Raw genomic sequence first — 20,918 nt, 5'->3', positions numbered from 1 at the left:
GAGGTGTGCAAGCTCGGCGAAGCCGGTTTGGTGACACGGAGATTGGTGTAATGGTGTGCGGCGAGGGGGGTCCATCGATACTGTCGACGAGGTGGCGTTGCGGGACGCGGGTGCGGGTTGACAGGCCCTGAGCGTCACGGCGAGCAGCGGGAACCGCGCAGTCGCGATGGTGGTCGGGCCCGAACTGTGACGGAGGTGCGTATGACGGTCGCTGACACGGTGGCGCCGCTGGTTCGTGCGGTGCTGGGCGAGGAGGCTCCGGTCGGGATCAGGTGTTGGGACGGCAGTCGGAGTGGGCCTGCGGACGCGCCCTGGCGGGTGCACCTGGTCAATAGGCGTGGTCTACGGCGATTGCTGTGGTCGCCCAACGATCTCGGTTTCGCTCGGGCCTACGTCTCCGGCGACATCGACATCGAGGGAGACCTGCTCCCCGGTCTGGACGTGTTGGAGCAGGTGTCGGACCCGAGCCGCGGCCCGGGTGTCCGGATCGACGGGCACACGAAGAAGGCGGTGGTGAAAGCGGCGCTGCGCCTGGGGATCCTCGGCCCGCCCCCGCGGCCGCCGGTGGAGGAGATGAAACCGGTGCGCGGGCGCCGGCACGACAAGGGGCGTGACGCCGCCGCGATCAGCCACCACTACGACGTCGGCAACGACTTCTATCGACTCGTGCTCGGAGAGTCGATGACCTACTCGTGCGCATACTGGGCGGCGCAGAGCGAGGATCTGGACGCCGCCCAGTACGCCAAATGCGATCTGGTGGCCCGCAAGCTCGGCCTGACCGCGGGGATGCGGGTGCTCGACGTCGGCTGCGGGTGGGGGACCTTCGCGCTGCACGCGGCACGTCACTACGGCGCGCACGTCGTCGGTGTCACCCTGTCCCACGAACAGGCGGACTACGCCGGCAAGCGGATGGTCGACGCGGGCGTGGGCGAGTTGGTGCAGATCCGGGTCCAGGACTACCGCGACGTCACCGACGGCCCCTACGACGCGATCTCGAGCATCGGCATGGCCGAGCACGTCGGCGCTGCGATGCTGGCGACCTATGCCGCGGACCTGTTCGCGCTGCTACGCCCGCAGGGGCGATTGCTCAACCACGCGATCTCGCGGCGACCGGGCAAATCCCTCGCCGAGTTCTCGAAAACGTCGTTCATCGATCGCTATGTGTTCCCCGATGGCGAGATCTTGCCGCTCGCGACGATGATCGAGGCGCTCGAAGGGGCCGGTTTCGAGGTGCGCGATGTCGAGTCGCTGCGCGAGCACTACGCGACGACCCTGCGGGCCTGGGTGGCGAACCTGGAGTCGAACTGGGACGAGGCGGTGGCCCACAGCAGCGCCGGGCGGGCACGAGTATGGCGGCTGTACATGGCCGGCTCGGCGTTGGCATTTGCGGCGAACCGGCTCGGGATCAATCAGGTCCTGGCGGTCAAATGCACCGAACGGGGTCACAGCGGCATGCCCGGCACCCGCGCCGAACTCTTGCGGCCACCCGAACCGGACCCCTCTCCGCCGGGCCACAGTCACACGCAGTGATGTCGGTCCTCTGCCGGCACACGGACACGATGCGGAGTTCTACCGGCTTCTGACGAGGTAGCCGGAGTTTGCTCGGCTCGACCGAGCTGACCATTCCGCGACCTTGCCACGGGCCTCGACTGGGATGATCCGAACTGACACCATTCGTACCCGTCGCGGCGACCGCCGTCGCACCCGAGAGTCCGAGGAGCCCATGCCGAGTCGCACAGCCGGTGTCACCCTTGTGTCGGCCCTTGCGATGGCGATCCTGGCCAGCTGCGCCCAGGTGCAGGACGGGCAGCCGGTGGCCGAACCGTCCACCGAGACGTCCTCCCGTCAGGCACCCACCGGCGGGGCCGCCGTGTCCACGACGGTGGACGAACAGCCGTGCGACCCGGACGTCGACCTCGACGCACCCGAGGTGTTCGCGGTGATCGAGCAGCTACCCCCGCCGCAGCAGATCCCCGATGCCACGTGGCTGCAGGCGTACAACGGCAACTACAACCGCTGCAGCGACCTGAGCTACGCGCAGGTCGGGATCGTGGGGGCGACGGGATCGTCGCCGACCCACCTGCTGTTGTTCCACCGCGGCGAGTATGTCGGCACCGCCACGCCGTGCGCGCTGAACCCGGCGGTGGTCGCAACGGCGTTCGACTCCATCGACGTCGAATACAACTACCCGCGCGAGGGCGAGCCGAACGCGGCCGCCACCGGTTTCGCGGAGCTGACGTTCACGTGGTCCGACGGCGGGGTCGTCACCGACGGGCGACTGCCGGACGAGTACCTGGAGTCGACGGGCTGCGACGAAATGCGGTGACATCGCCGGGCACTTCGATTGCCGCGGCATCGACGCGAACGTCGGTACGATCGCGGCAAGTTCGGGAAGCCACCCTCAGGACTGCCCGACGGAACAGACAAGGCAGAAACGATGGCAGTCGCCCCCATTCCGGTGGACCAGCGTGTGATCGGGATCGATTCGCGGCGCTTCGCCTCGATCGAGAAGGCGCTCGTCGAACTGATCACCAACAGTGACGACAGCTACTCCCGGCTGGACAACGGCCGCGCGCAGGCGAACGGCCGCATCGACATCACCTACGAGCGCCACCAGTCGGGTGCGGTCCTGCAGGTCACCGACCATGCCGAAGGGATGCCGTTCGATCAGGCCGCCCGCATCCTGGCGTACGGGGCAGCCCACAGCCCGCTGTCGCGGGGCGAGGGCCATGGGCGGGGCTACTTCGGGCGCGGCCTCAAGCAGGCCGTGTTCGGTGTCGGCGCCGGAACGGTCGAGACCGTCAAGGACGGCCGGCTCACCCGCATCGACCTCTTCCGCGGCGAGAACGGCGGCTACCTCTACGACGACCACGGCGGCGACCGGCCGGTCTCCGACGACGACCGCGAACGCCTCGGCATCCCCGGGAACGGTACCCGGGTGACGTTGGTCGTGGAGAACCCGCACGTGGTCATCTCCCGGTACCAGACCGTGGTTCAGGCGCTGTCCGACAACGTCTACCTGCGTGAGGTGCTGTCGCGGCGGAGCGTGGAGGTGGTGCACGTCGCCGGTCGGCACGAGATCCAGCGCAGCGGCCGGGTGCTCTTCGACGAACCCCCGGCGCTCGTGCTGATCGGTCCGGACGCGCCCGGCAGCTTCGACTTCGACGGCGACGAGTACACCTTCACCCTCACCCTGAAGCGGGCCGAAGGTGCCGAGCTGACCATGTCGGGGGACGAGCGCACGAACGGTCTCGTCGTCGTCTCGGGCCTCGCCGTGCTCGACTGTCAGATGTTCGAGTACGAGAACCAGGTGGGCGCCGAGTACCTGTTCGGCACCGTGCACTGCGCGGCCCTGATCGAGCGGCTCGGGCAGGGTGAGCCGATCATCAGCGACGAGCGTGAGGGTCTGAACCACAAGGACCGGTTCGTCGCCGCATTCTCGCATGCGGTCAGCGTTCGGCTCGCCGAATATGTGCTGGCCGAACGCGATCAGCTCAGACACCTCGAGCACGCGATAACCTCCGAGCACACCGCGCACATGATCGACCGGCTGCTGCACCGGATGAGCGAGTCGGCGATCCGGGATCTCGGGATCGGGCCGGCGCCGGCATCGGCACCGCTGACGACCGCGACCGGCACGGGGAAGTCGGTCGTCCTTCAATTCACGACGCCCTTCTACTACCGCAGGCCCGGCCATCGGTTCCACGTCACTCTGGAAGTCGACACCGAGCGCCTGCCCGGCGACGACAGGCTGACGATCACGTACACGCTGCCCGACTCGATGCGGATCGACCCCCGGCCCGCCGAGATTGCCGTGGAGCAGAAGGCCGGTGTGCAGCGGCTGGAATGGACGGTCGTCGGCGAGGCGGCCGGGGAGCGCGGCGAGATCATGGTGCGGTCCGGGGCGTTCTGGGCGTGGTGCGAGATCGTCATCGCCGAGAACGCGCCGTCGCCGCACCATGTGCCGCGCCCGCACACCCCGCCCCATCCGGAGGAACATCGACGGCCGCCACGCGACCACGGCGAGGACATGTTCGTCGGCTACGACCTGCGCTATCTCGGGGACGACGGTGGACGTGCCGTGTACGACCCCGAGCAGCGAACGATCCTCATCAACACCGGCGACCCCACCGTGCAGCTGTATCTCGACGGCCGGGGCCGGTTCCGGGACGCGGCACGACTGCTGCTGGCCGAGTTGTTCCTCGACGTGATCGCCGGCGAGTTGGCGCGCCGATCGCTCGAGAACAGGGGCTTGCAGGACGACGTCCACGCCTATACCGCCGCCAAGCAGAAGATCGTCCGCCGCTACGGCGCGCAGATCCACAAGTCGTTCAGCTGACCGCGATTCGGGGTGGTGCCGTGACGAATGCACGCGGACCGGCCGGGAGTCCGTCCCCGGACGCGATGCTCGAGGTCGCGCTCGCGGAGGCCCGGCTCGGCCTCGCCGAGGGCGGCATCCCGATCGGCGCGGCCCTGTTCGCCGCCGACGGGACGCTGCTCGGCCGCGGCCACAACCGGCGGGTGCAGGAGGGGGACCCGTCGCTGCACGCCGAGACCGCCGCCTTCCGGGCCGCGGGCCGCCGGCGCGACTACCGCTCGACGATCATGGTGACGACGTTGTCGCCGTGCTGGTACTGCAGCGGCCTGATCCGGCAGTTCGGCATCGGCGCGGTGGTGATCGGGGAGAGCGTCACGTTCACCGGCGGCCACGACTGGCTCGCGGAGCACGGGGTCGAGGTGACGGTGCTGAACGATCGACGCTGCATCGACATGATGGCGACGTTCGTCGCCGAGCACCCGGACCTGTGGCACGAGGACATCGGCGTCACACCCCCCGAGTAGGGGCGATCACCGAGTAGGAGCGATCACCGGGCCGTCGGTGGGGGAGCGGCCGGTTCGCACCCCTCGACGGTGATGCGGGCCAGTTCCGCGACGAAGTCCGCCGTGCTCCGGGACGCCGCGAGCGCTCGCCGCTGACGGCGCGCGCCGTTGCCCCGGCGCAGGATCCGCCGCACCGACGCGCGCGCGGACGGGAAGTCGCCGGCCTCCTCGAGGCCGGGCCGCACGTGCTCGAGCAGCGAGCCCAGCAGCCGGGCGGCGGGGACGGGCCGTTGCGTCAGCGGGTCCATCCCGTAGCCGTCGATGCCCTCCCGCGCGGCGCGCCAGCACGCGGCCTTCAGCCGGTCGGCCTCGAGCCGGGGCGCCGGGTCACCGCGGTGGACGGCGGTGAGCGCGGTGGACACGAGTCCGCGGACGAGGGTGGCGGCGGTGACGGTCTCCTCGATCGTGGCGGGCACGTCGCAGACCCGGATCTCGAGGGTGGGCAGGTGCGGCGAGAGCCGGATGTCCCAGTAGACCATCGCGGGGTCGAGGACGGTGCCGGCGTCGAGCATCATGGCGACGACGTCGTCGTAGTGCCGGGCGGACCGGAAGAAGGGCGGCGGCCCCCCGCTGCCCCAGCGCCCCCACTGGATGTGACGCCAGCTGGCGTAACCGGTGTCGGCGCCGGCGGTGACGGACGAGTTCGCCGTGAGCGCGAGCAGGGCGGGCAACCAGGGCCGCAGGTGATTGCAGACCTGCACCGCGACGTCGCGATCGGGCACCCCGACGTGGACGTGACAGCCGCAGATCACCTGATCGGTCACCACCCCGAAGTGCTCGGCCATCCGCCGATACCGGGCGGCGTCCGTGAGCGCCCCGGGCGGGGTGGTGTCGAACGGGGGCACTGCCGCCGCGAGCAGGCGGGACCCGGCGCGTGCGGCCGCCGCCGCCGCCACCGTGCGCGAGACGCGCAGTTCCTGCCGCAGGTCGTCGATCCGGGTGCAGACCGGTGTGGCGGTCTCGACCTGGCAGCGCGACAGCTCAAGCTGGAGGTCGAGCCCGGCCTCGCGGGCATCGGCCACGACGGCGGCGTTGCTCAGCCGGGGCCGGCCGGAGTCGGCGTCGACGAGCAGCAACTCCTCCTCGACGCCCATGGTCAGCAGCCGGCCCGGGACATCGCCACGGTCGGATCCGGCACGGCGCGGCAGCGTGGACGTCATCGTCTCCTCCAACCGGAACGGCCGAAACAGCTCGGCAGGACCGTGGCTCCAGCCTGGCACGCGTCCCGGGCAGGTGGGAAGGAAACGGGAGGGAAATCAGGCGGCGCCGACGGCGTGGATACCGCGTGCCCACTGCTGCAGCGGCCGGTCTCCGAGCGCGATCGCGAGGGATTCGAGGGTGCGGATGCGGTCGGCCAGCTGGTCCGCGAGGACGTGTTCGAGGGCGGCGACGCTGCGCCTGTCCGCCGAGCCGGCGATGGTGGCGATGCAGTCGCTCAGCCGCGCCGCCCGAGACGACGACGACTTCGCGGATGTCGTGTGCGAATGCAGAATTCGTTCGAGGGCGTCGCATCGTTCCGACAAATAGCGAATGTCCGCCGCAATTTGCTGCTTCGCCATCGGATGCGAGCTGCGCTCGTGGCGAATTTCGAGTATCTGCAGTTGCGTCCGCACCAATTGGTGTACGGCCCGAATCTGGTCGCTCAGTGCGCTCGTGTTCGTGTTCATCGGGTTCCCTCTGCCGAATTCGATGATAGCCCTCGCACCGGGCGATCCGGCGCATACCGGAGAATCTCGACTTCCGGCCGAGAAAGGACAGAAACGGCGATTCGGAATTCGGATCGGCACGGCCGCGAAGGGAAACGGCGACGAGGAGCGCCGCAGCAATTGTTGCCGCCTTCCCCCACCGAGCCGGTCACCGCCTCGGTGCGGCCCGCTGCCGCGCCCGCGGCGAGATACCGGGGCCGGGAGCCGTCCGCCGCCGGCGGTGCGAGCTCAGTCCTCGGGCAGCGGCGCCGACCAGAGCAGGCGGGTGCCGCCGGTGTCGACCGCGGTAGCGGTGAAGGTGCCCGCGACCTCCTCGGCGCGGGAGGCGAGGTTGTGCAGTCCGCTGCGCGCGACGGTGGCGGGAATGCCGACGCCGTTGTCGGTGACGTCGATGGTGAGGTAGTCGTCGACCGACACGGTGACGGTGACGTTGTTCGCGCCGGAGTGGTGCACCACGTTGCTCATCGCCTCCCGCAGCACCGCCTCGGCGTGATCGGCGAGGGGCCCGGTGACCACGTTGAGCGGCCCGGACATGCGCACGACGGTCCGCAAGCCGACGTCGGCGGTGTGTTCGGCGACGATGTCGTGCAGGGCCTGCCGCAGTTGCCGGGTGCCCTCCATCCCGCCGTGCAGGTCGAAGATCGCGGTGCGCACGTCGGTGATGATGCTCTGCACGTCGTCGATCATGTCCGCCAGGCGCCCGCGGATCTCCGGCGCCCGGGTGCGGGCGTGGGTGCTCTGCAGGTTCAGGCCGTGGGCGAACAGCCGCTGAATGACGTGATCGTGCAGGTCCCGCGCGATGCGGTCCCGGTCGGCGAGCACGGTCAGAGAGTTGAGCCGTCGCTGGTCGTCGGCCAGCTTCAGCGCGAGCGCCGCCTGATCGGTGAAGGAGGTGGCGAGGAAGAGCTGACGGTCGTCGAACGGCTCCCGCCCCGGATCGCGAATGACCGACAGCACCCCCGAAATGGTGTCGGTCGACGCGCGCAGCGGCAGCAGCAGCGCCGGCCCGTGCCGGTCGCCGTCACCGTCGAACTCCGTGACCTGCAGAGGCTCACCGCACCGGTACACGGTTCCGGTCGCGGTCCCTTCGACCCGGATCCGCTTGCCCCCGAACCCGGACGGGTCCGAACCGGCGTATGCGGTGACGATCAGGGCCGCGACCTCCTCCGGCGGCACGTCGGGATCCTCGGGTTGGGCGATCTGCACGTGGTCCGCCTCCGACAGGGCCAGCGCGCGTCGGGCGATCAGGCCGAGCACCTCCTCCGGGTCGGTGTCGGCGAGCAGCTCGGCGCGGATCTCGCTCGTGGCCTCCTGCCAGCGCTGCCGCAGCCGGGCCTCCTCGAACAGGCGCGCATTGTCCACCGCGATGCCCGCCGCGGCCGCGAGGGCCTGCACGATCACCTCGTCGTCCTCGGTGAACGACTGACCGTTGGCCTTCTCGGTGAGGTAGAGGTTGCCGAACGCCTCACCGTGCACCCGGACCGGGACACCCAGGAAGGTCCGCATGGGCGGGTGGTGGGCCGGGAAGCCGGACGAGGCCACGTGCTGGGCCAGATTGTCGAGGCGGATCGGTTTCGGCTGTTCGATCAGCAGTCCGAGCAGTCCGTGGCCGGTGGGGAGGTCGCCGATCAGCGCGCGGGTGTCTGCGTCTATGCCCTCGTACACAAAGTTCTGCAATCCGTCGCCGCGGCGGTTGAGGACGCCCAGAGCGCCGTAGCGGCAGTCCACGAGCTCGATCGCGGCGTGCACGATGCGCTCGAGCGTCGCCTCGAGCTCGAGCCCGGACGCGACCGTGAGCACGGCCTCGAGCAGACCGTCGATCTGATCGCGCGCGACGATCACCTGGTCGATGCGGTCCTGGACCTCCGCGAGCAGCTCCCTCAGTCGCAGCTGCGAGAGCGTCCCCGCGAGCAACGTTTCCTCGTCGGCGGCCATCGCTCACCCCTTCGGTGGATTACGTCCCGTGCGCCGCGTGCCGGGCCGCTTCGAAAGGCCCGGTTTTTCCCATTGTGCCGAGGGTAATCCGTGGGTCACCCCCGGCGCGGTGACTTGCGCCCCGGTGGTGACGACTTTGGACCCTGCCGCGGGCCGCCTCGACGGGCGAGGGTGGAGTGCGGAGATGTCTTTGCAGGAGGGAAAGCCCAGGATGACGACGGGTCCGGAAGCTCCGCTGGCGCCGGGTCGGTGCATGGCGTTGCTGCGGTCGGTGCCGACCGGCCGTCTGGTCTACACCGACGGGGCGTTGCCCGCGGTGCACCCGGTGACCTTCGCGGCGCCGAACGGCGAGATCGTCGTTCCCACCGGCGACGACGGGTGGTTCGAGCGTTTCGACGGCAGGCTGCTCGCCTTCCATGCCGAACAACTCGAGGCGCCGACCCGGTCGGGGTGGAGCGTGGTCGCGATCGGCCGCGCCCGGCTCGCGCGCGGCACGGACGGTCTCCGCGGATTCGACGGCGCCGGCGGCCTGCCGTGGGGCATCGGCACGGAGGATCCCCTCCTCGTCATCGACGTCGAGCACATCAGTGGGCGTCGTGCCACGCTGCCGTGGTGGCCCGGCGAGCGCGGTTGACAATCCAGTCCCCGAGCCGACCGTGAGTCGGCACACCGTGCGGTACCGTGCTGACCGGGGATTGGAGGCTGGCGCATGGTCAAGGTCTTTCTCGTCGACGACCACGAGGTCGTCCGCCGTGGCATCGCGGACCTGCTCACCACGGATCCCGAACTGACGATCGCGGGGGAGGCGTCGTCGTACGGCGAGGCTCTCGTGCGGGTTCCTGCCGTAGAACCCGACGTCGCCGTGCTCGACGTCCGGCTCCCCGACGGCAACGGCATCGAGCTGTGCCGGGAACTGCTCTCGCAGATGCCGCGACTGCGCTGCCTGATGCTGACCTCGTTCACCGACGAGCAGGCGATGCTCGACGCGATACTCGCCGGCGCGAGCGGCTACGCACTCAAGGACATCCGCGGCACCGAGCTGATCCAGGCCGTGCGGGACGTCGGGGCAGGCAAGTCCCTGCTCGACAGCCGCGCCGCGACCACGCTGATGGCGAAGCTGCGCGCCGACACCAGTAACGACGGCGGACCGTATGCGAACCTGACCGATCAGGAACGGACCCTGCTCGCGCTGCTCGGGGAGGGGCTGACCAACCGTCAGATCGCCGAACGGATGTTCCTGGCCGAGAAAACGGTGAAGAATTATGTGTCGCGGCTCCTGGCCAAGCTCGGGGTCGAACGCCGCACTCAGGCCGCGGTACTGGCGACGAAGGTGCCGCCGAGACGCCCCGGCGGCCGCTGAACGTTCCGCGCCGCCCGGGCGTTGCCGACGGCAGGACGGGCACCATGACGGACGACCGGCCCCGATTCGAGCGGCTGAGCCCGCTCGACGTAGGGAACCTGCGCGTCGAGGACCGCGGGGTGCCCATGCACGTGGCCGCGCTCGCCGTCCTGGACGGAGCGCCGCTGCGCGATGCGGCCGGACGCCTCCGGCTGGCGGCGATCCGCGAGCACGTCGCGCGGCGCACCCGCCGCGCGCCCCGACTGCGCCAGCGGCTGCACCGCCCGCCGCCGGGTGCCGGACCGCCCGTGTGGGTCGACGACCCGCACTTCGACATCTCGTGCCACGTGCGGACCCGCGCCCTGCCCGCTCCCGGCGACGAGGCCACCCTGTTGCGCACCTGCGCGGAACTCGACGAACCACGCCTCGACCGGTCCCGGCCGCTGTGGGAGATGTGGCTGCTCACGGACCGGGACGACGGGACGATCGCGCTGCTGCTGCGGCTCCACCACGTGGTCGCCGACGGCATCGCCGCCCTCGAACTGTTCGGCGCCCTGCTCGACACTGCCGCGACCACGCCCGACGAGGACCCCGGTCCCGTGCCCACCCCGGTTCCGCCACCTTCCGTGCGTGCGCTCGTCCGCGACAACCTGCACCGTCGGCCCGGGGCCGCGTGGCGGTGGCTCCGGGCAGTGCGGCCGGCGGTGGCGGCGCGACGTGCCGCCCTGCGGGTGCGGCAGCTGCGCTCGCTCGCCCGGCAGGGCCGGGCCCCGCGGGTGTCGTTCGACGGTCCCGTCGGGCCGCACCGCCGGCTGAGCCTGGTGCGCTGCGACCTCGCCGAGGTCAGGCGCGTCGCACACGCGCACGGTGCGACGGTCAACGACGTCGTGCTCGCCGCCGTGGCCGCCGGCGCGCGGCGGCTCCTCGCGGCGCGCGGCGAACTCGACCCGGACCTGATCCTGAAGGCGTCGGTGGCGGCGTCGCTGCGCACCGCCGACGACCGGAGCCCGGGGAACCGGGTCGGGATCCTGCTCGTGCCCCTGCCGGTGGGGCCCGGGTCGGTGGCCGCCCGGGTCGCGGCCGTCGCCCGCGAGACCGCGCGGCTCAAGCGGGAGCCGCCGCTGCAGCCCGGGGGACGGCTGCTCCAGCGGTGGACGGTGCGGGTGATGCGGCGCCAACGGCTGGTCAATCTGTTCGTCAGCAATCTGGTCGGCCCGCCCGTGCCGCTGTACTTCGCGGGTGCCCGCGTGCGCGAGCTGTTCCAGGTCGGCGTGGTGCAGGGCAACGTCGGTGTCGCCGTCGGCGTGCTGTCCTACGCGGGCCGGCTGAACGTCGACGTCGTCGCCGATGCCGATCTCGTCCCGGACGTCGACGAGTTCGCCGGGGGGATCGTCGACGGCCTCGCGGAGCTGGGCGTCGCGGCGGTCGGCGGCCCGCCGCGTCGCTGACCCGGCCCTTCAGGCGCGATCGCGCCGACCGTGCGCGCCAGCGAATTGCATGCGCGGAGTGCTGAGAATTTCGCGAACCCGATTTCCCCTACCGCGTGCGGCAGCCGGGTCCGCGCTCGAATTGCGGGACCCGGCGCGTTTGGTAACAATTGGGTTCGGTGCACGGCACCGGTACGGTATGTACAAGATCAGAAATGGAGCTCCAGCATGGACTTTGGAACGTTGGCCGACTTCTTCGGAGCAATCGCCGACCTCTTCGGCGCGTTCGACTTCTTCTCCGGTTCCGCCGAGGACATGAACCTCAGCTGATCCGGGGGAAATAGAGGGGGCCTGCGGGTTGAGGACGCAGGCCCCCTTTTCCTGTCCGGGTCCCGGATACCGGTCGCCCGGTCGATCTCATTCTTTACCCGACGTTGATGTTCGATAAAGGTGAGATAACGCGAGATTGAATTTTCGAAAGCGCCGCCGGCTCCGGGGACCTCATTCGGCGTCGCGTTCGGCCAGGGCCACCGGCCGCATGTAGTCGGTGATGTACTCGCGCACCCACCACGCGCCGGTCTCGCGGCGCTCGCGCCACGTGGTGTACCGGTAGCTGAAGTACCGCGCCCGCACCCAGCGGGGCGGCGCGTCGGGGAACGGGTTACGCCGCAGCAGTGCCGTCACGTGCTCGTCGTTGGTCAGCAGCTTTTCGAGCAGTCGCCCGAACCAGGAGCGCGCGTAGTCGGGGGACAGCGCGGCGAACCACATCAGCCAGTCCAGCCGCAGGTGATACGGCGCGTACTGGCGGGGCCGGCGGCGCACGTCGCCGGGCTTGCCCTTGAACTCGTACTCGCGCCACACGGTGCCGGGGCCCACCTCCCGATCGGAGGTGCCCTCGACGATCACCTCGTGCCGGTGCCGGGTGATGCTGCCGAACGCGCCGTAGGTGTTGACGAAGTGCCACCGGTTGAACGAGGCGTTCATCGCCTGCCGGTGGGAGAGCATGTTCCGCACCGGCAGGTAGCTGAGCACCGCGACCGTCCCGGTCAGCGCCACGACCACCGCCACGAACACCGTCGGCGTCGTCCCGTACCCCGGACCGGGTTCGAGCGGCAGCAGACGCTCCCACCAGCTGTCCGGGATCACCGACAGGCCCAGCACGATCGCCAGCCAGTTCAGCCAGGAGAAGTTGCCGCTGACCACCAGCCACAACTGGGTGACGATCATGATCGACGCCGCGATCCCCGCGATCGGCTGCGGCGCGAACAGGAAGAAGGGCACCACGAGCTGGGTGACGTGGTTCCCGGCCACCTCGACCCGGTGCAGGGGCCTGGGCAGGTGGTGGAAGTACCAGCTCAGCGGGCCCGGCATCGGCTGGGTCTCGTGGTGGTAGTACAGGCACGTCAGATCCCGCCAGCACCGGTCGCCGCGCATCTTGATCAGGCCCGCCCCGAACTCGAGCCGGAACAGCAGCCAGCGCAGCAGGATCAGGACGAGCAGTGGCGGGGCGGTGTCCGCGTTGCCGAGGAAGATCGCCAGGAAGCCGGTTTCGAGCAGCAACGATTCCCAGCCGAACGAGTACCAGACCTGTCCGACGTTGACGATCGACAAGTACAGCAGCCACAGCAGGAACCAGACGAGCATCGACGCGATCAGCGGCAGCCGGTCCGTCACCCCGAGCGCGGTGGCGGCGGCCAGGACCGCGCCGAGACCGGCGACCGCCGCGAAGAGACGGTCCGAGTAGCGCAGGTGGAACACGCTCGGGGCCCGGCCGAACGACGTCGCCTTCAGGAAGCGGGGGATCGGCGTCAGGCCGGTGCTCCCGAGCAGCGCCCGGAACTGGTTGAGCGCCACCAGGAACGCGACGAGGTACACCAGGGCCAGCGCGCGCGTGCACAGCAGCCGTCCCAGCGAATACCCGTCGGCGTCGTACCATTCCACGGCAGGTCACCTCGTACCGGTGCGGACCCCTCGAGCATGGCACGCGCACCGCGTTTCGGGAGTGGATTCCCCGTGGTGGGCGGCGGGGTCAGCGCAGCGCCGGCGGGTTGTCCAGATCTCGCGCCGTGTACGTGTCGCACGCCGCGATCTGCCCGGTGGTGTACCCGGCGAGGAACCACTTCTGCCGCTGGTCGGACGACCCGTGCGTCCAGCCCTCGGGGTTCACCCGCCCGCCGGCGGAAGCCTGGATCCGGTCGTCGCCGACGGCGGACGCCGCCGACAGCGCGTCGCGGATGTCCTGCTGGGTGAGGGGCTGCAGGAACGGCTCCCCGGTGTTCGGATCCGCCTGCTTGTCGGCGTGGTACGCCCACGCCCCGGCATAGCAGTCGGCCTGCAGCTCGGTGCGGACGGCCCCGGAGTCGGCACCGCGCGGATCGGCCTGCGCGCGGCCGAGGTCCCCGAGCTGGTTCTGCAGGTGGTGACCCACCTCGTGCGCGACGACGTACTCCTGCGCGAGCGGGCCGGCGTTGGCGCCGAACCGGGTGACCAGGTCCTGGAAGAAGCTGGTGTCGAAGTACGCGGTCCGGTCGGCCGGGCAGTAGAACGGTCCGACGTCGCTCGTGGCGTTGCCGCAGCCCGTCGCGACCGCACCGGAGAACAGCACGACCGCGGGCCGGACGTACTCGACGCCGGTCTGCGGCCCGAGCTGCTGTTCCCACACCGCGTCGAGGCTGCCGACGGTGAACTGGACGCGGCAGTCGACGCTCGCGTTGGCGTCCGCCCCGGTCTCACAGCCCTCCAGGGTGCCCGAGCCGTACTGCCCGGACTGCTCCGGGGCGCCGCTGCCGAGGAGCGAGCCGGGATCACCTCCGAGCAGCAGTGCCAGGATCAGCACCAGCAGGCCGCCGGCGCCACCGCCGATCGCGATCTTCCCGCCCGGTCCGCCTCCGCCGCCGACCCGGATGCGGCCGCCCTCCATCCGAGCACCCTCGTTGAACGTCATCGCCGCCTTCACTTCCTCGTCGCAGGGGGACCGATCGGTTCAGCTTGGCACGGCCGATCGGGTACGGGTGTCCTCGGCGGATGTGTGTCTTTCGTAGGATTGCAACGACGACGTCCCTCGTTAGGTTGTTTCGAAAGGAATTCCGTGCTGCGCACCCATCTCGCCGGCTCGTTGCGAGCCGAGCACGCCGAGCAGACCGTCACCCTCACCGGCTGGGTGGCCCGGCGCCGCGACCACGGCGGGGTGATCTTCATCGACCTGCGCGACGCGTCGGGTGTGTCGCAGGTCGTCTTCCGTGAGGGCGCGGTCCTCGAGCAGGCACACCGTCTGCGCGCCGAGTACTGCATCAAGGTCGTCGGAGTGGTCGAGGTCCGGCCGGAGGGCAACCAGAACTTCGACATCCCCACCGGCGCCGTCGAGGTCAATGCCTCGACGCTCGAGGTTCTCAACGAGGCCGCGCCGCTGCCGTTCCAGCTCGACGACCAGGTCGGCGAGGAAGCCCGCCTGAAGTACCGCTACCTGGACCTGCGCCGCGAGGGCCCGGGCAAGGCGATCCGGCTGCGCAGCAAGGTCAACGCCGCCGCCCGCGGCGTGCTCGCCCACCACAGCTTCGTGGAGGTCGAGACCCCGACGCTGACCCGCTCCACCCCGGAGGGCGCCCGCGACTTCGTGGTGCCGGCGCGGCTGCAGCCCGGCAGCTTCTACGCACTGCCGCAGTCGCCGCAGCTGTTCAAGCAGTTGCTGATGGCCGGCGGCATCGAGCGGTACTACCAGATCGCCCGCTGCTACCGCGACGAGGACTTCCGCGCCGACCGGCAGCCGGAGTTCACCCAGCTCGACATCGAGATGGCGTTCGTGAGCCAGGACGACGTGATCCTGCTCGCCGAGGAGATCCTGCACGCGCTGTGGCGCCTGGTCGGGCACGAGCTGACCACCCCGATCCCGCGCATGACCTACGCCGACGCGATGCGCCGCTACGGCTCCGACAAGCCCGACCTGCGTTTCGGCCTCGAGCTCGTCGAGTGCCGGGAGTTCTTCAAGGACACCACCTTCCGGGTGTTCCAGGCCGAGTACGTCGGCGCGGTCGTCATGCCCGGCGGCGCGAGCCAGCCGCGGCGCCAGCTCGACGCCTGGCAGGAGTGGGCCAAGCAGCGCGGCGCGAAGGGCTTGGCGTACGTGCTGGTCGGCGAGGACGGGGAGCTGTCCGGACCGGTCGCGAAGAACCTCACCGACGCCGAGCGCGAGGGCCTGGCCAAGCACGTCGGCGCCCAGCCCGGGGACTGCATCTTCTTCGCCGCCGGCGCCACCAAGCCCATGCGCGCGCTGCTCGGTGCCGCTCGCGGCGAGATCGCCCGCAAGCTCGATCTCATCGATCCCGACGACTGGAAGTTCGTGTGGGTCGTCGACGCCCCGCTGTTCGAGCCGGCCGCCGACGCCACCGCCTCCGGCGACGTCGCGCTCGGCAGCTCCGCATGGACGGCGGTGCACCACGCCTTCACCTCGCCGATGCCCGAGCACCTCGACACGTTCGACACCGATCCCGGCTCGGCCCTCGCCTACGCCTACGACATCGTGTGCAACGGTCACGAGATCGGCGGCGGCTCGATCCGAATCCACCGCACCGACATCCAGCAGCGCGTGTTCAAGGTGATGGGCATCTCCGAGGAGGAGGCGAACGAGAAGTTCGGCTTCCTGCTCGAGGCATTCAAGTACGGCGCTCCGCCGCACGGCGGCATCGCCTTCGGGTGGGACCGCATCACCGCCCTGCTCGCCGGCGCGGACTCGATCCGCGAGGTCATCGCGTTCCCGAAGTCCGGCGGCGGTGTCGACCCGCTGACCGACGCTCCGGCGCCGATCACCCCCGAGCAGCGCAAGGAGTCCGGGATCGACTTCAAGCCGGAGCCGAAGAAGGCCGAGAAGTAGGGCACCGACAGGACCTCGTCGGCGGCGCCTGCCCACGGGCCGGCGCCGCCGCGGTGTCACGGGCCGGCGCCGCCGCGGTGTCACGGGCCGGCGCCGCCGCGGTGTCAGAGGGCAGCGCGCACGGCGGGGGCGCACGGCGGGGCACGGCCTGGCACAGTGACAGCAGGCGCCGGACGGACGGAGAGGGCGGCAACGGCATGACCGACATGGTCGCCACACAGTCGCTGCGGGCGCGGTACGCCCACCGCGGACCGGAATTCGACGAACTCTTCGACCCCGCGGGCGACGTCCGCGAGCACTGGGCCGAACTGGCGGAGGGCCTGCAGGCACGTGGCCCCCAGGCGCTGGCCCGCTACCGGCAGCGGCTGCGCCGGCTCGTCGACAACCACGGCATCACCTACACCCCCGTCGACGCCCGCACCGAGGAGACCGGTCCGGCCGCGCCGCACCGGTGGGAACTCGACGGGGTGCCGTTCGTCCTCTCCGCCGACGATTGGAGCACCCTCGAGCAGGGTCTGCTGCAGCGCTCACGGCTGCTCGACACGCTGCTCGCCGACCTGTACGGGCCGATGCGCACGCTCCGGGAGGGACTGCTGCCCCCGCAACTGGTGTTCGGCCATCGCGGCTACGTGCGGGCCGCGCACGGGCTCTCGCTCCCCGGGCCGCACCAGCTGTTCGTCCACGCAATCGACGTCGCCCGTGCCCGCGACGGCCGGTTCCGGGTGGTGCGGGACCACACCCAGGCCCCGTCCGGCGCCGGGTACGCCCTCGCAGACCGGCGGGTGACGGCACGCGCCATGCCCGACCTGTACCAGGCGACGAACCCACGGCCGCTGTCGCCGTTCGTCGAGGCGATGCGCCTCGCGCTGCGCGAGGCCGCACCCGCCGGCGCGGAGGACCCGGTGGTGGTCGTCCTCGGCCCGGGCGCACACTCGGAGACCGCCTTCGATCAGGCCCACATCGCGGGCGTCCTCGGGTTCCCGCTGGTCGAGGCCGCCGACCTGGTGGTGCGCGAGGGCCGGTTGTGGATGCGCTCGCTCGGCTCGCTCACCCGCGTCGACGTCGTGCTACGCCGCGTCGACGCCGCCTACGCGGACCCGCTCGACCTGCGGCCGGACTCGCGGCTCGGCGTGGTCGGGCTCGTGGAGGTGGTGCGGCGCGGCGCCGTCACCGTCGTCAACACCCTCGGCAGCGGGGTGCTCGAGAATCCGGCCCTGGCGGAGTTCCTGCCGTCGCTGTGCCGGGCGCTGCTGGACGAGGACCTGCTGCTCGAGCCGGTCCCCGCATACTGGGGCGGCACCCCGGCCGGGGTCGCGGCGCTGACGGAGAGGTTCGAGCAGCTGGTGCTGCGGTCGGCGGTCACCGCCCGGTCGGTGATGGTCGGCAGCCTCGACGCGCAGCAGCGCGAGGGCCTGCTCGCCCAGGTGCGAGCGCAGCCGGGGCGGTGGGTCGGCCAGGAGATTCCCGACCACTCGTACGTCCCGTCGCTGTCCGGAATCTCCGGCGGGCTCGGTGCCGCGCCGGTCGGCGTCCGACTGTTCACCGTCGCCCAGCGGGTCGGATTCACCCCCATGCCCGGTGGGCTCGGCGAGATCGTCGTCCCGGGCGCGACGCCGCGCACGCGGCCGCCGATGCGCGTCGTCGCCAAGGACGTGTGGGTGCGCACCGCCGCGCCCACGGCCACCACCGGCGCGACGGGCGTTCCGGCCGGGGACGAGGTGTCCACCTTCGCCGTGCCCCCCGTCGACGTCGTCGCCTCGCCTCGGGTGCTCAACGACCTGTTCTGGCTGGGCCGCTACGGCGAGCGTGCCGAGGACACCGCCCGCCTGCTCGTCGCGGTCCGCGAGCGCTACCAGGACTACCGCTTCCGGCCCTGGCTGCCGGGCAGCGAGTGCCTGCCCGTGCTGCTGTCGGCGCTCACCGCCGCGGCCCCCGGACCGGCGATCGCGGCGCAGCACACCGGTGCCGACGTCATGGACGACTACCACTCCGCCACAGCGGAATTCCGCTCCATGACCGTCGATCCGGAACGGCTCGGCTCGCTCGCCCAATCGTTCGCCGGACTCGACCAGGCGGCCCGGGCCGTGCGCGACCAGCTCTCCAACGACACGTGGGCCGTGCTCGCCGACGTCCAGCGCGCCCTCGACGCGCTCACCGAGGACCCCGACGACGACGGCTCCCTGCTCGGCGCCACCCAGTCCGCCGTCCTCGCCGGGATGCTCGCCCTGTCCGGGCTCGGGGCCGAATCGATGGTCCGTGACCTGGGCTGGCACGTGATGGACCTCGGCAAGCGGATCGAGCGGGCGCTGTCGCTGACCACCCTGCTGGCGACCACCCTCACCGTCGCCCGCGACGCCGCCACCGACCGGGCGCTGATGGAGACGGTGCTCGGCGCCGCGGAGAGCTCGGTGACCTACCGCCGCCGCAACCACCGGGTGCGCCCGGCCGCCGTCGCGCAGCTGCTGCTGCTCGACACCACCAACCCCCGCTCGCTGGCGTGGGTGCTCGAACGCCTGCGCGAGAACTTGCGGGCGCTGCCCGACGCCTCCGGCTCGACCCGGCCCGAACGCCTCGCCGACGAGCTGCTGACCCGGCTGCGCCGGGTGGACCCGGTCGACCTCGAGACCGCCACCGACGGCGTCCGCCGTGAGCTCGCCGATCTCCTCGCGGCCGTCCACACCGGACTCGAGCAGCTGGCCGAGCAGCTGCTGCGCGGGCCGCTGTCGCTGCCCGGCGGCACCCGGCCGCTGTGGGGCGGCGCCCAGCGGAGGACCCTGCCGTGACCGATCCGCTCGACCCCGCCCGGCGCCGGTACCGCATCGTGCATCGCACCACCTACCGGTACTCCGGCGTGGTGACCTCCTCGTACGGCCGCGGCTACCTGCTGCCCCGCGACACCGACAACCAGCGGGTCGTCTCGAGCAGCGTCACCGTCGACCCCGCCCCGGCCGACACGTCGGTGGGGGCGGACCTGTGGGGCAACCGCGACGTCTACTTCCACGTCGCCGAGCCCCACGACACGCTCGTCGTCACCGCGGAGTCCGAGGTGGCGGTGACCCCGCCGGATCCGGCGCGGCTGGTCGCCGGTCCCGCCGTCGCGCCGTGGGAGTCGGCGCGGCCGGTCGGCACGGCCGGCGCCCTGGCCACCGACTTCGTTCTGGACCTCGACCCGCCCGAGGTCGACGCCGAGGTACTCGCCTACGCCGCGCCCACCTTCCCTCCGGGCCGGCCGCTGGTCGAGGCGATCGCCGAACTCACCCACCGCATCTTCACCGACTTCGCCTACCACTCCGGATCGACGTCGGTGTCCACGCGCGTCGCCGAGGTCCTGGTCGCGCGCTCCGGCGTGTGCCAGGACTTCGCGCGCCTGGCCCTCGCCTGCCTGCGCGCGCACGGCCTCGCCGCCCGCTACGTGTCCGGCTACCTCGCCACCGATCCGCCCCCCGGACGCGAACGCATGGTGGGCGTCGACGCGACGCACGCCTGGGCGGCGGTGTGGCTGCCCGGCGACACGTGGCTCGCCTTCGACCCGACCAACGACCAGTTCGTGGACGAGCGGTACACCACCGTCGCGTGGGGCCGCGACTACGCCGACGTGCCGCCGCTGCGCGGGGTGATCTACACCGAAGCCAAGGACAGCACCATCGACGTGTCCGTCGACGTGGCGCCGCTCGCGCCCACCAGCGGCGACCGCACCGACCCCGAACCGACAGGAGCGGCCGATGCGTGACTTCTCGTGCCCGATGTGCGGGCAGCAACTGACCTTCGAGAACTCGGTCTGCCTGCGCTGTGGCAGCGCAATCGGCTTCGACCTCGGCACCGTCTCGATGGTCGCGATCCTGCCCGAGGACGACGCCGACGGTCCGGCCTCCGGTGCGGTGCCGGCCCGCCGCTACCGGCTGTGCGACAACCTGCACCTGGCCCGCTGCAACTGGATCGTCGGCCGCGACGAGCCCGGCCTGTGCCGGTCGTGCCGGCTCACCCGCACCCGCCCGGCCGACGACGACACCGACGCGCTGGCCGCGTTCGCCGACGCCGAGGCCGCCAAGCGCCGGCTGATCGTCGAACTCACCGAACTCGGCCTGCCGCTCACCGGCCGCGACACCGACCCGGACACCGGCCTCGCGTTCGACCTGCTGTCGAGCCGCGACGAGCAGGTCCTCACCGGACACGCGTCGGGAGTGATCTCCCTCGATCTCGCCGAGGGCGACGACGTGCACCGTGAGCAGCTGCGGATCGAGATGGGCGAGCCGTACCGCACCCTGCTGGGCCACTTCCGGCACGAGATCGGGCACTACTACCAGATGGTCCTGATCGCCACCCCCGCCGTGCGGGCCCGGTTCGAGGCGCTGTTCGGCGATCCCGACGCGGACTACCAGGCGGCGCTGGACCGGCACTACTCCGAGGGAGCACCCGACGGGTGGGAGGACGAGTTCGTCTCCTCGTACGCGACGATGCATCCGGCCGAGGACTGGGCCGAGACGTTCGCGCACTATCTGCACATGCGGGACGCGCTGGACACCGCCGCCGGGTTCGGGTTCGCACCCGCCGGCGCCGCCCTGGACCGCCCCCAGCCCGGCCCGGCCGGCTTCGACAAACTCCTCGAGCGCTGGCTGCCGCTGGCCTGGTCGCTGAACATGGTCAACCGGTCGATGGGTCACACCGATCTGTATCCGTTCGTGCTACCCCCGCCCGTTTTGGTCAAGATGCGGTTCGTGCACGAACTGATCGTCGCCCGAACCGGGTAGATTGTCAGACGATGA

16 protein-coding genes are annotated in these 20,918 nt (G+C 71.2%); 11 read left to right on the top strand and 5 right to left on the bottom strand.

The window, feature by feature from the left end:
* The first annotated feature begins 201 nt into the window (after positions 1-201).
* The 4 genes from A4U64_RS11970 to A4U64_RS11955 all read left to right on the top strand — a co-directional run bounded on the left by A4U64_RS11970 (position 202) and on the right by A4U64_RS11955 (position 4,842).
* Positions 202-1,530 carry an SAM-dependent methyltransferase gene (locus tag A4U64_RS11970; RefSeq protein ID WP_065922594.1) on the top strand — a complete coding sequence of 443 codons (1,329 nt, stop codon included), beginning with the start codon at positions 202-204 and terminating at the stop codon, positions 1,528-1,530.
* A gap of 193 nt (positions 1,531-1,723) precedes the next feature.
* Positions 1,724-2,326: an LppP/LprE family lipoprotein gene (locus tag A4U64_RS11965; RefSeq protein ID WP_065922593.1), complete on the top strand. Its 603-nt coding sequence runs from the start codon at positions 1,724-1,726 to the stop codon at positions 2,324-2,326.
* A gap of 111 nt (positions 2,327-2,437) precedes the next feature.
* On the top strand, positions 2,438-4,339 hold the full coding sequence (locus A4U64_RS11960) for an ATP-binding protein (protein ID WP_065922592.1): 1,902 nt from the start codon (positions 2,438-2,440) through the stop codon (positions 4,337-4,339).
* A 65-nt stretch (positions 4,340-4,404) separates the two neighbouring features.
* Complete coding sequence (locus A4U64_RS11955; protein WP_029543547.1) at positions 4,405-4,842, top strand: nucleoside deaminase; 438 nt, start codon at positions 4,405-4,407, stop codon at positions 4,840-4,842.
* 23 nt (positions 4,843-4,865) lie between these two features.
* Here A4U64_RS11955 and A4U64_RS11950 read toward each other — a convergent pair whose 3' ends face one another.
* The 3 genes from A4U64_RS11950 to A4U64_RS11940 form a co-directional block, all read right to left on the bottom strand.
* The gene (locus tag A4U64_RS11950; RefSeq protein ID WP_065922591.1) at positions 4,866-6,041 is read right to left on the bottom strand and encodes a carboxylate-amine ligase; all 1,176 of its coding nucleotides are present in this window, start codon (positions 6,039-6,041) and stop codon (positions 4,866-4,868) included.
* Between the two features lie 96 nt (positions 6,042-6,137).
* Positions 6,138-6,548 carry a hypothetical protein gene (locus tag A4U64_RS11945; RefSeq protein ID WP_065922590.1) on the bottom strand — a complete coding sequence of 137 codons (411 nt, stop codon included), beginning with the start codon at positions 6,546-6,548 and terminating at the stop codon, positions 6,138-6,140.
* 267 nt (positions 6,549-6,815) lie between these two features.
* Positions 6,816-8,522 carry a sensor histidine kinase gene (locus A4U64_RS11940; RefSeq protein ID WP_006930700.1) on the bottom strand — a complete coding sequence of 569 codons (1,707 nt, stop codon included), beginning with the start codon at positions 8,520-8,522 and terminating at the stop codon, positions 6,816-6,818.
* A gap of 211 nt (positions 8,523-8,733) precedes the next feature.
* Here A4U64_RS11940 and A4U64_RS11935 point away from each other — a divergent pair, with 211 nt between their 5' ends.
* From A4U64_RS11935 to A4U64_RS11925, 3 genes are all read left to right on the top strand, one after another.
* Positions 8,734-9,156: a pyridoxamine 5'-phosphate oxidase family protein gene (locus A4U64_RS11935; protein WP_029543553.1), complete on the top strand. Its 423-nt coding sequence runs from the start codon at positions 8,734-8,736 to the stop codon at positions 9,154-9,156.
* Between the two features lie 75 nt (positions 9,157-9,231).
* Entirely contained in the window at positions 9,232-9,882 is a 651-nt protein-coding gene (locus A4U64_RS11930; RefSeq protein ID WP_029543555.1) for a response regulator, read from the top strand.
* Between the two features lie 44 nt (positions 9,883-9,926).
* Entirely contained in the window at positions 9,927-11,309 is a 1,383-nt protein-coding gene (locus A4U64_RS11925; protein WP_065922589.1) for a wax ester/triacylglycerol synthase family O-acyltransferase, read from the top strand.
* A gap of 480 nt (positions 11,310-11,789) precedes the next feature.
* Here A4U64_RS11925 and A4U64_RS11920 read toward each other — a convergent pair whose 3' ends face one another.
* Positions 11,790-13,229: a lipase maturation factor family protein gene (locus tag A4U64_RS11920; RefSeq protein ID WP_065922588.1), complete on the bottom strand. Its 1,440-nt coding sequence runs from the start codon at positions 13,227-13,229 to the stop codon at positions 11,790-11,792.
* 88 nt (positions 13,230-13,317) lie between these two features.
* Complete coding sequence (ypfJ, locus tag A4U64_RS11915; protein ID WP_065923478.1) at positions 13,318-14,232, bottom strand: KPN_02809 family neutral zinc metallopeptidase; 915 nt, start codon at positions 14,230-14,232, stop codon at positions 13,318-13,320.
* Positions 14,233-14,376: 144 nt separating this feature from the next.
* On the opposite strand from ypfJ, the gene aspS reads away from it, so the two are divergent.
* The 4 genes from aspS to A4U64_RS11895 all read left to right on the top strand — a co-directional run bounded on the left by aspS (position 14,377) and on the right by A4U64_RS11895 (position 20,903).
* Positions 14,377-16,155: an aspartate--tRNA ligase gene (gene aspS / locus A4U64_RS11910; RefSeq protein WP_006930709.1), complete on the top strand. Its 1,779-nt coding sequence runs from the start codon at positions 14,377-14,379 to the stop codon at positions 16,153-16,155.
* A 197-nt stretch (positions 16,156-16,352) separates the two neighbouring features.
* Entirely contained in the window at positions 16,353-18,938 is a 2,586-nt protein-coding gene (locus A4U64_RS11905; RefSeq protein ID WP_065922587.1) for a circularly permuted type 2 ATP-grasp protein, read from the top strand.
* The gene (locus A4U64_RS11900; protein WP_065922586.1) at positions 18,935-19,885 is read left to right on the top strand and encodes a transglutaminase family protein; all 951 of its coding nucleotides are present in this window, start codon (positions 18,935-18,937) and stop codon (positions 19,883-19,885) included. The genes A4U64_RS11905 and A4U64_RS11900 overlap by 4 nt, the downstream gene beginning before the upstream one ends.
* Positions 19,878-20,903 (top strand): zinc-binding metallopeptidase family protein, encoded by a 1,026-nt coding sequence (locus A4U64_RS11895; RefSeq protein ID WP_006944841.1) that lies wholly within the window; start codon positions 19,878-19,880, stop codon positions 20,901-20,903. The genes A4U64_RS11900 and A4U64_RS11895 overlap by 8 nt, the downstream gene beginning before the upstream one ends.
* The last annotated feature ends 15 nt before the right edge of the window (positions 20,904-20,918 follow it).

The sequence above is a fragment of the Rhodococcus sp. WB1 genome (assembly GCF_001700945.1).
GTDB lineage: Bacteria > Actinomycetota > Actinomycetes > Mycobacteriales > Mycobacteriaceae > Rhodococcus > Rhodococcus aetherivorans.
This window is presented reverse-complemented; position numbering and strand designations above follow the sequence as displayed.

Coding starts and splice junctions, on each gene's coding strand:
- A4U64_RS11945 (WP_065922590.1), bottom strand. CDS start 6,548: ATGAACACGAACACGAGCGCACTGAGCGACCAGATTCGGGCCGTACAC.
- A4U64_RS11940 (WP_006930700.1), bottom strand. CDS start 8,522: ATGGCCGCCGACGAGGAAACGTTGCTCGCGGGGACGCTCTCGCAGCTG.
- A4U64_RS11935 (WP_029543553.1), top strand. CDS start 8,734: ATGACGACGGGTCCGGAAGCTCCGCTGGCGCCGGGTCGGTGCATGGCG.
- A4U64_RS11960 (WP_065922592.1), top strand. CDS start 2,438: ATGGCAGTCGCCCCCATTCCGGTGGACCAGCGTGTGATCGGGATCGAT.
- A4U64_RS11895 (WP_006944841.1), top strand. CDS start 19,878: ATGCGTGACTTCTCGTGCCCGATGTGCGGGCAGCAACTGACCTTCGAG.
- A4U64_RS11965 (WP_065922593.1), top strand. CDS start 1,724: ATGCCGAGTCGCACAGCCGGTGTCACCCTTGTGTCGGCCCTTGCGATG.
- ypfJ (WP_065923478.1), bottom strand. CDS start 14,232: ATGACGTTCAACGAGGGTGCTCGGATGGAGGGCGGCCGCATCCGGGTC.
- A4U64_RS11930 (WP_029543555.1), top strand. CDS start 9,232: ATGGTCAAGGTCTTTCTCGTCGACGACCACGAGGTCGTCCGCCGTGGC.
- A4U64_RS11905 (WP_065922587.1), top strand. CDS start 16,353: ATGACCGACATGGTCGCCACACAGTCGCTGCGGGCGCGGTACGCCCAC.
- A4U64_RS11925 (WP_065922589.1), top strand. CDS start 9,927: ATGACGGACGACCGGCCCCGATTCGAGCGGCTGAGCCCGCTCGACGTA.
- A4U64_RS11950 (WP_065922591.1), bottom strand. CDS start 6,041: ATGACGTCCACGCTGCCGCGCCGTGCCGGATCCGACCGTGGCGATGTC.
- A4U64_RS11955 (WP_029543547.1), top strand. CDS start 4,405: ATGCTCGAGGTCGCGCTCGCGGAGGCCCGGCTCGGCCTCGCCGAGGGC.
- A4U64_RS11970 (WP_065922594.1), top strand. CDS start 202: ATGACGGTCGCTGACACGGTGGCGCCGCTGGTTCGTGCGGTGCTGGGC.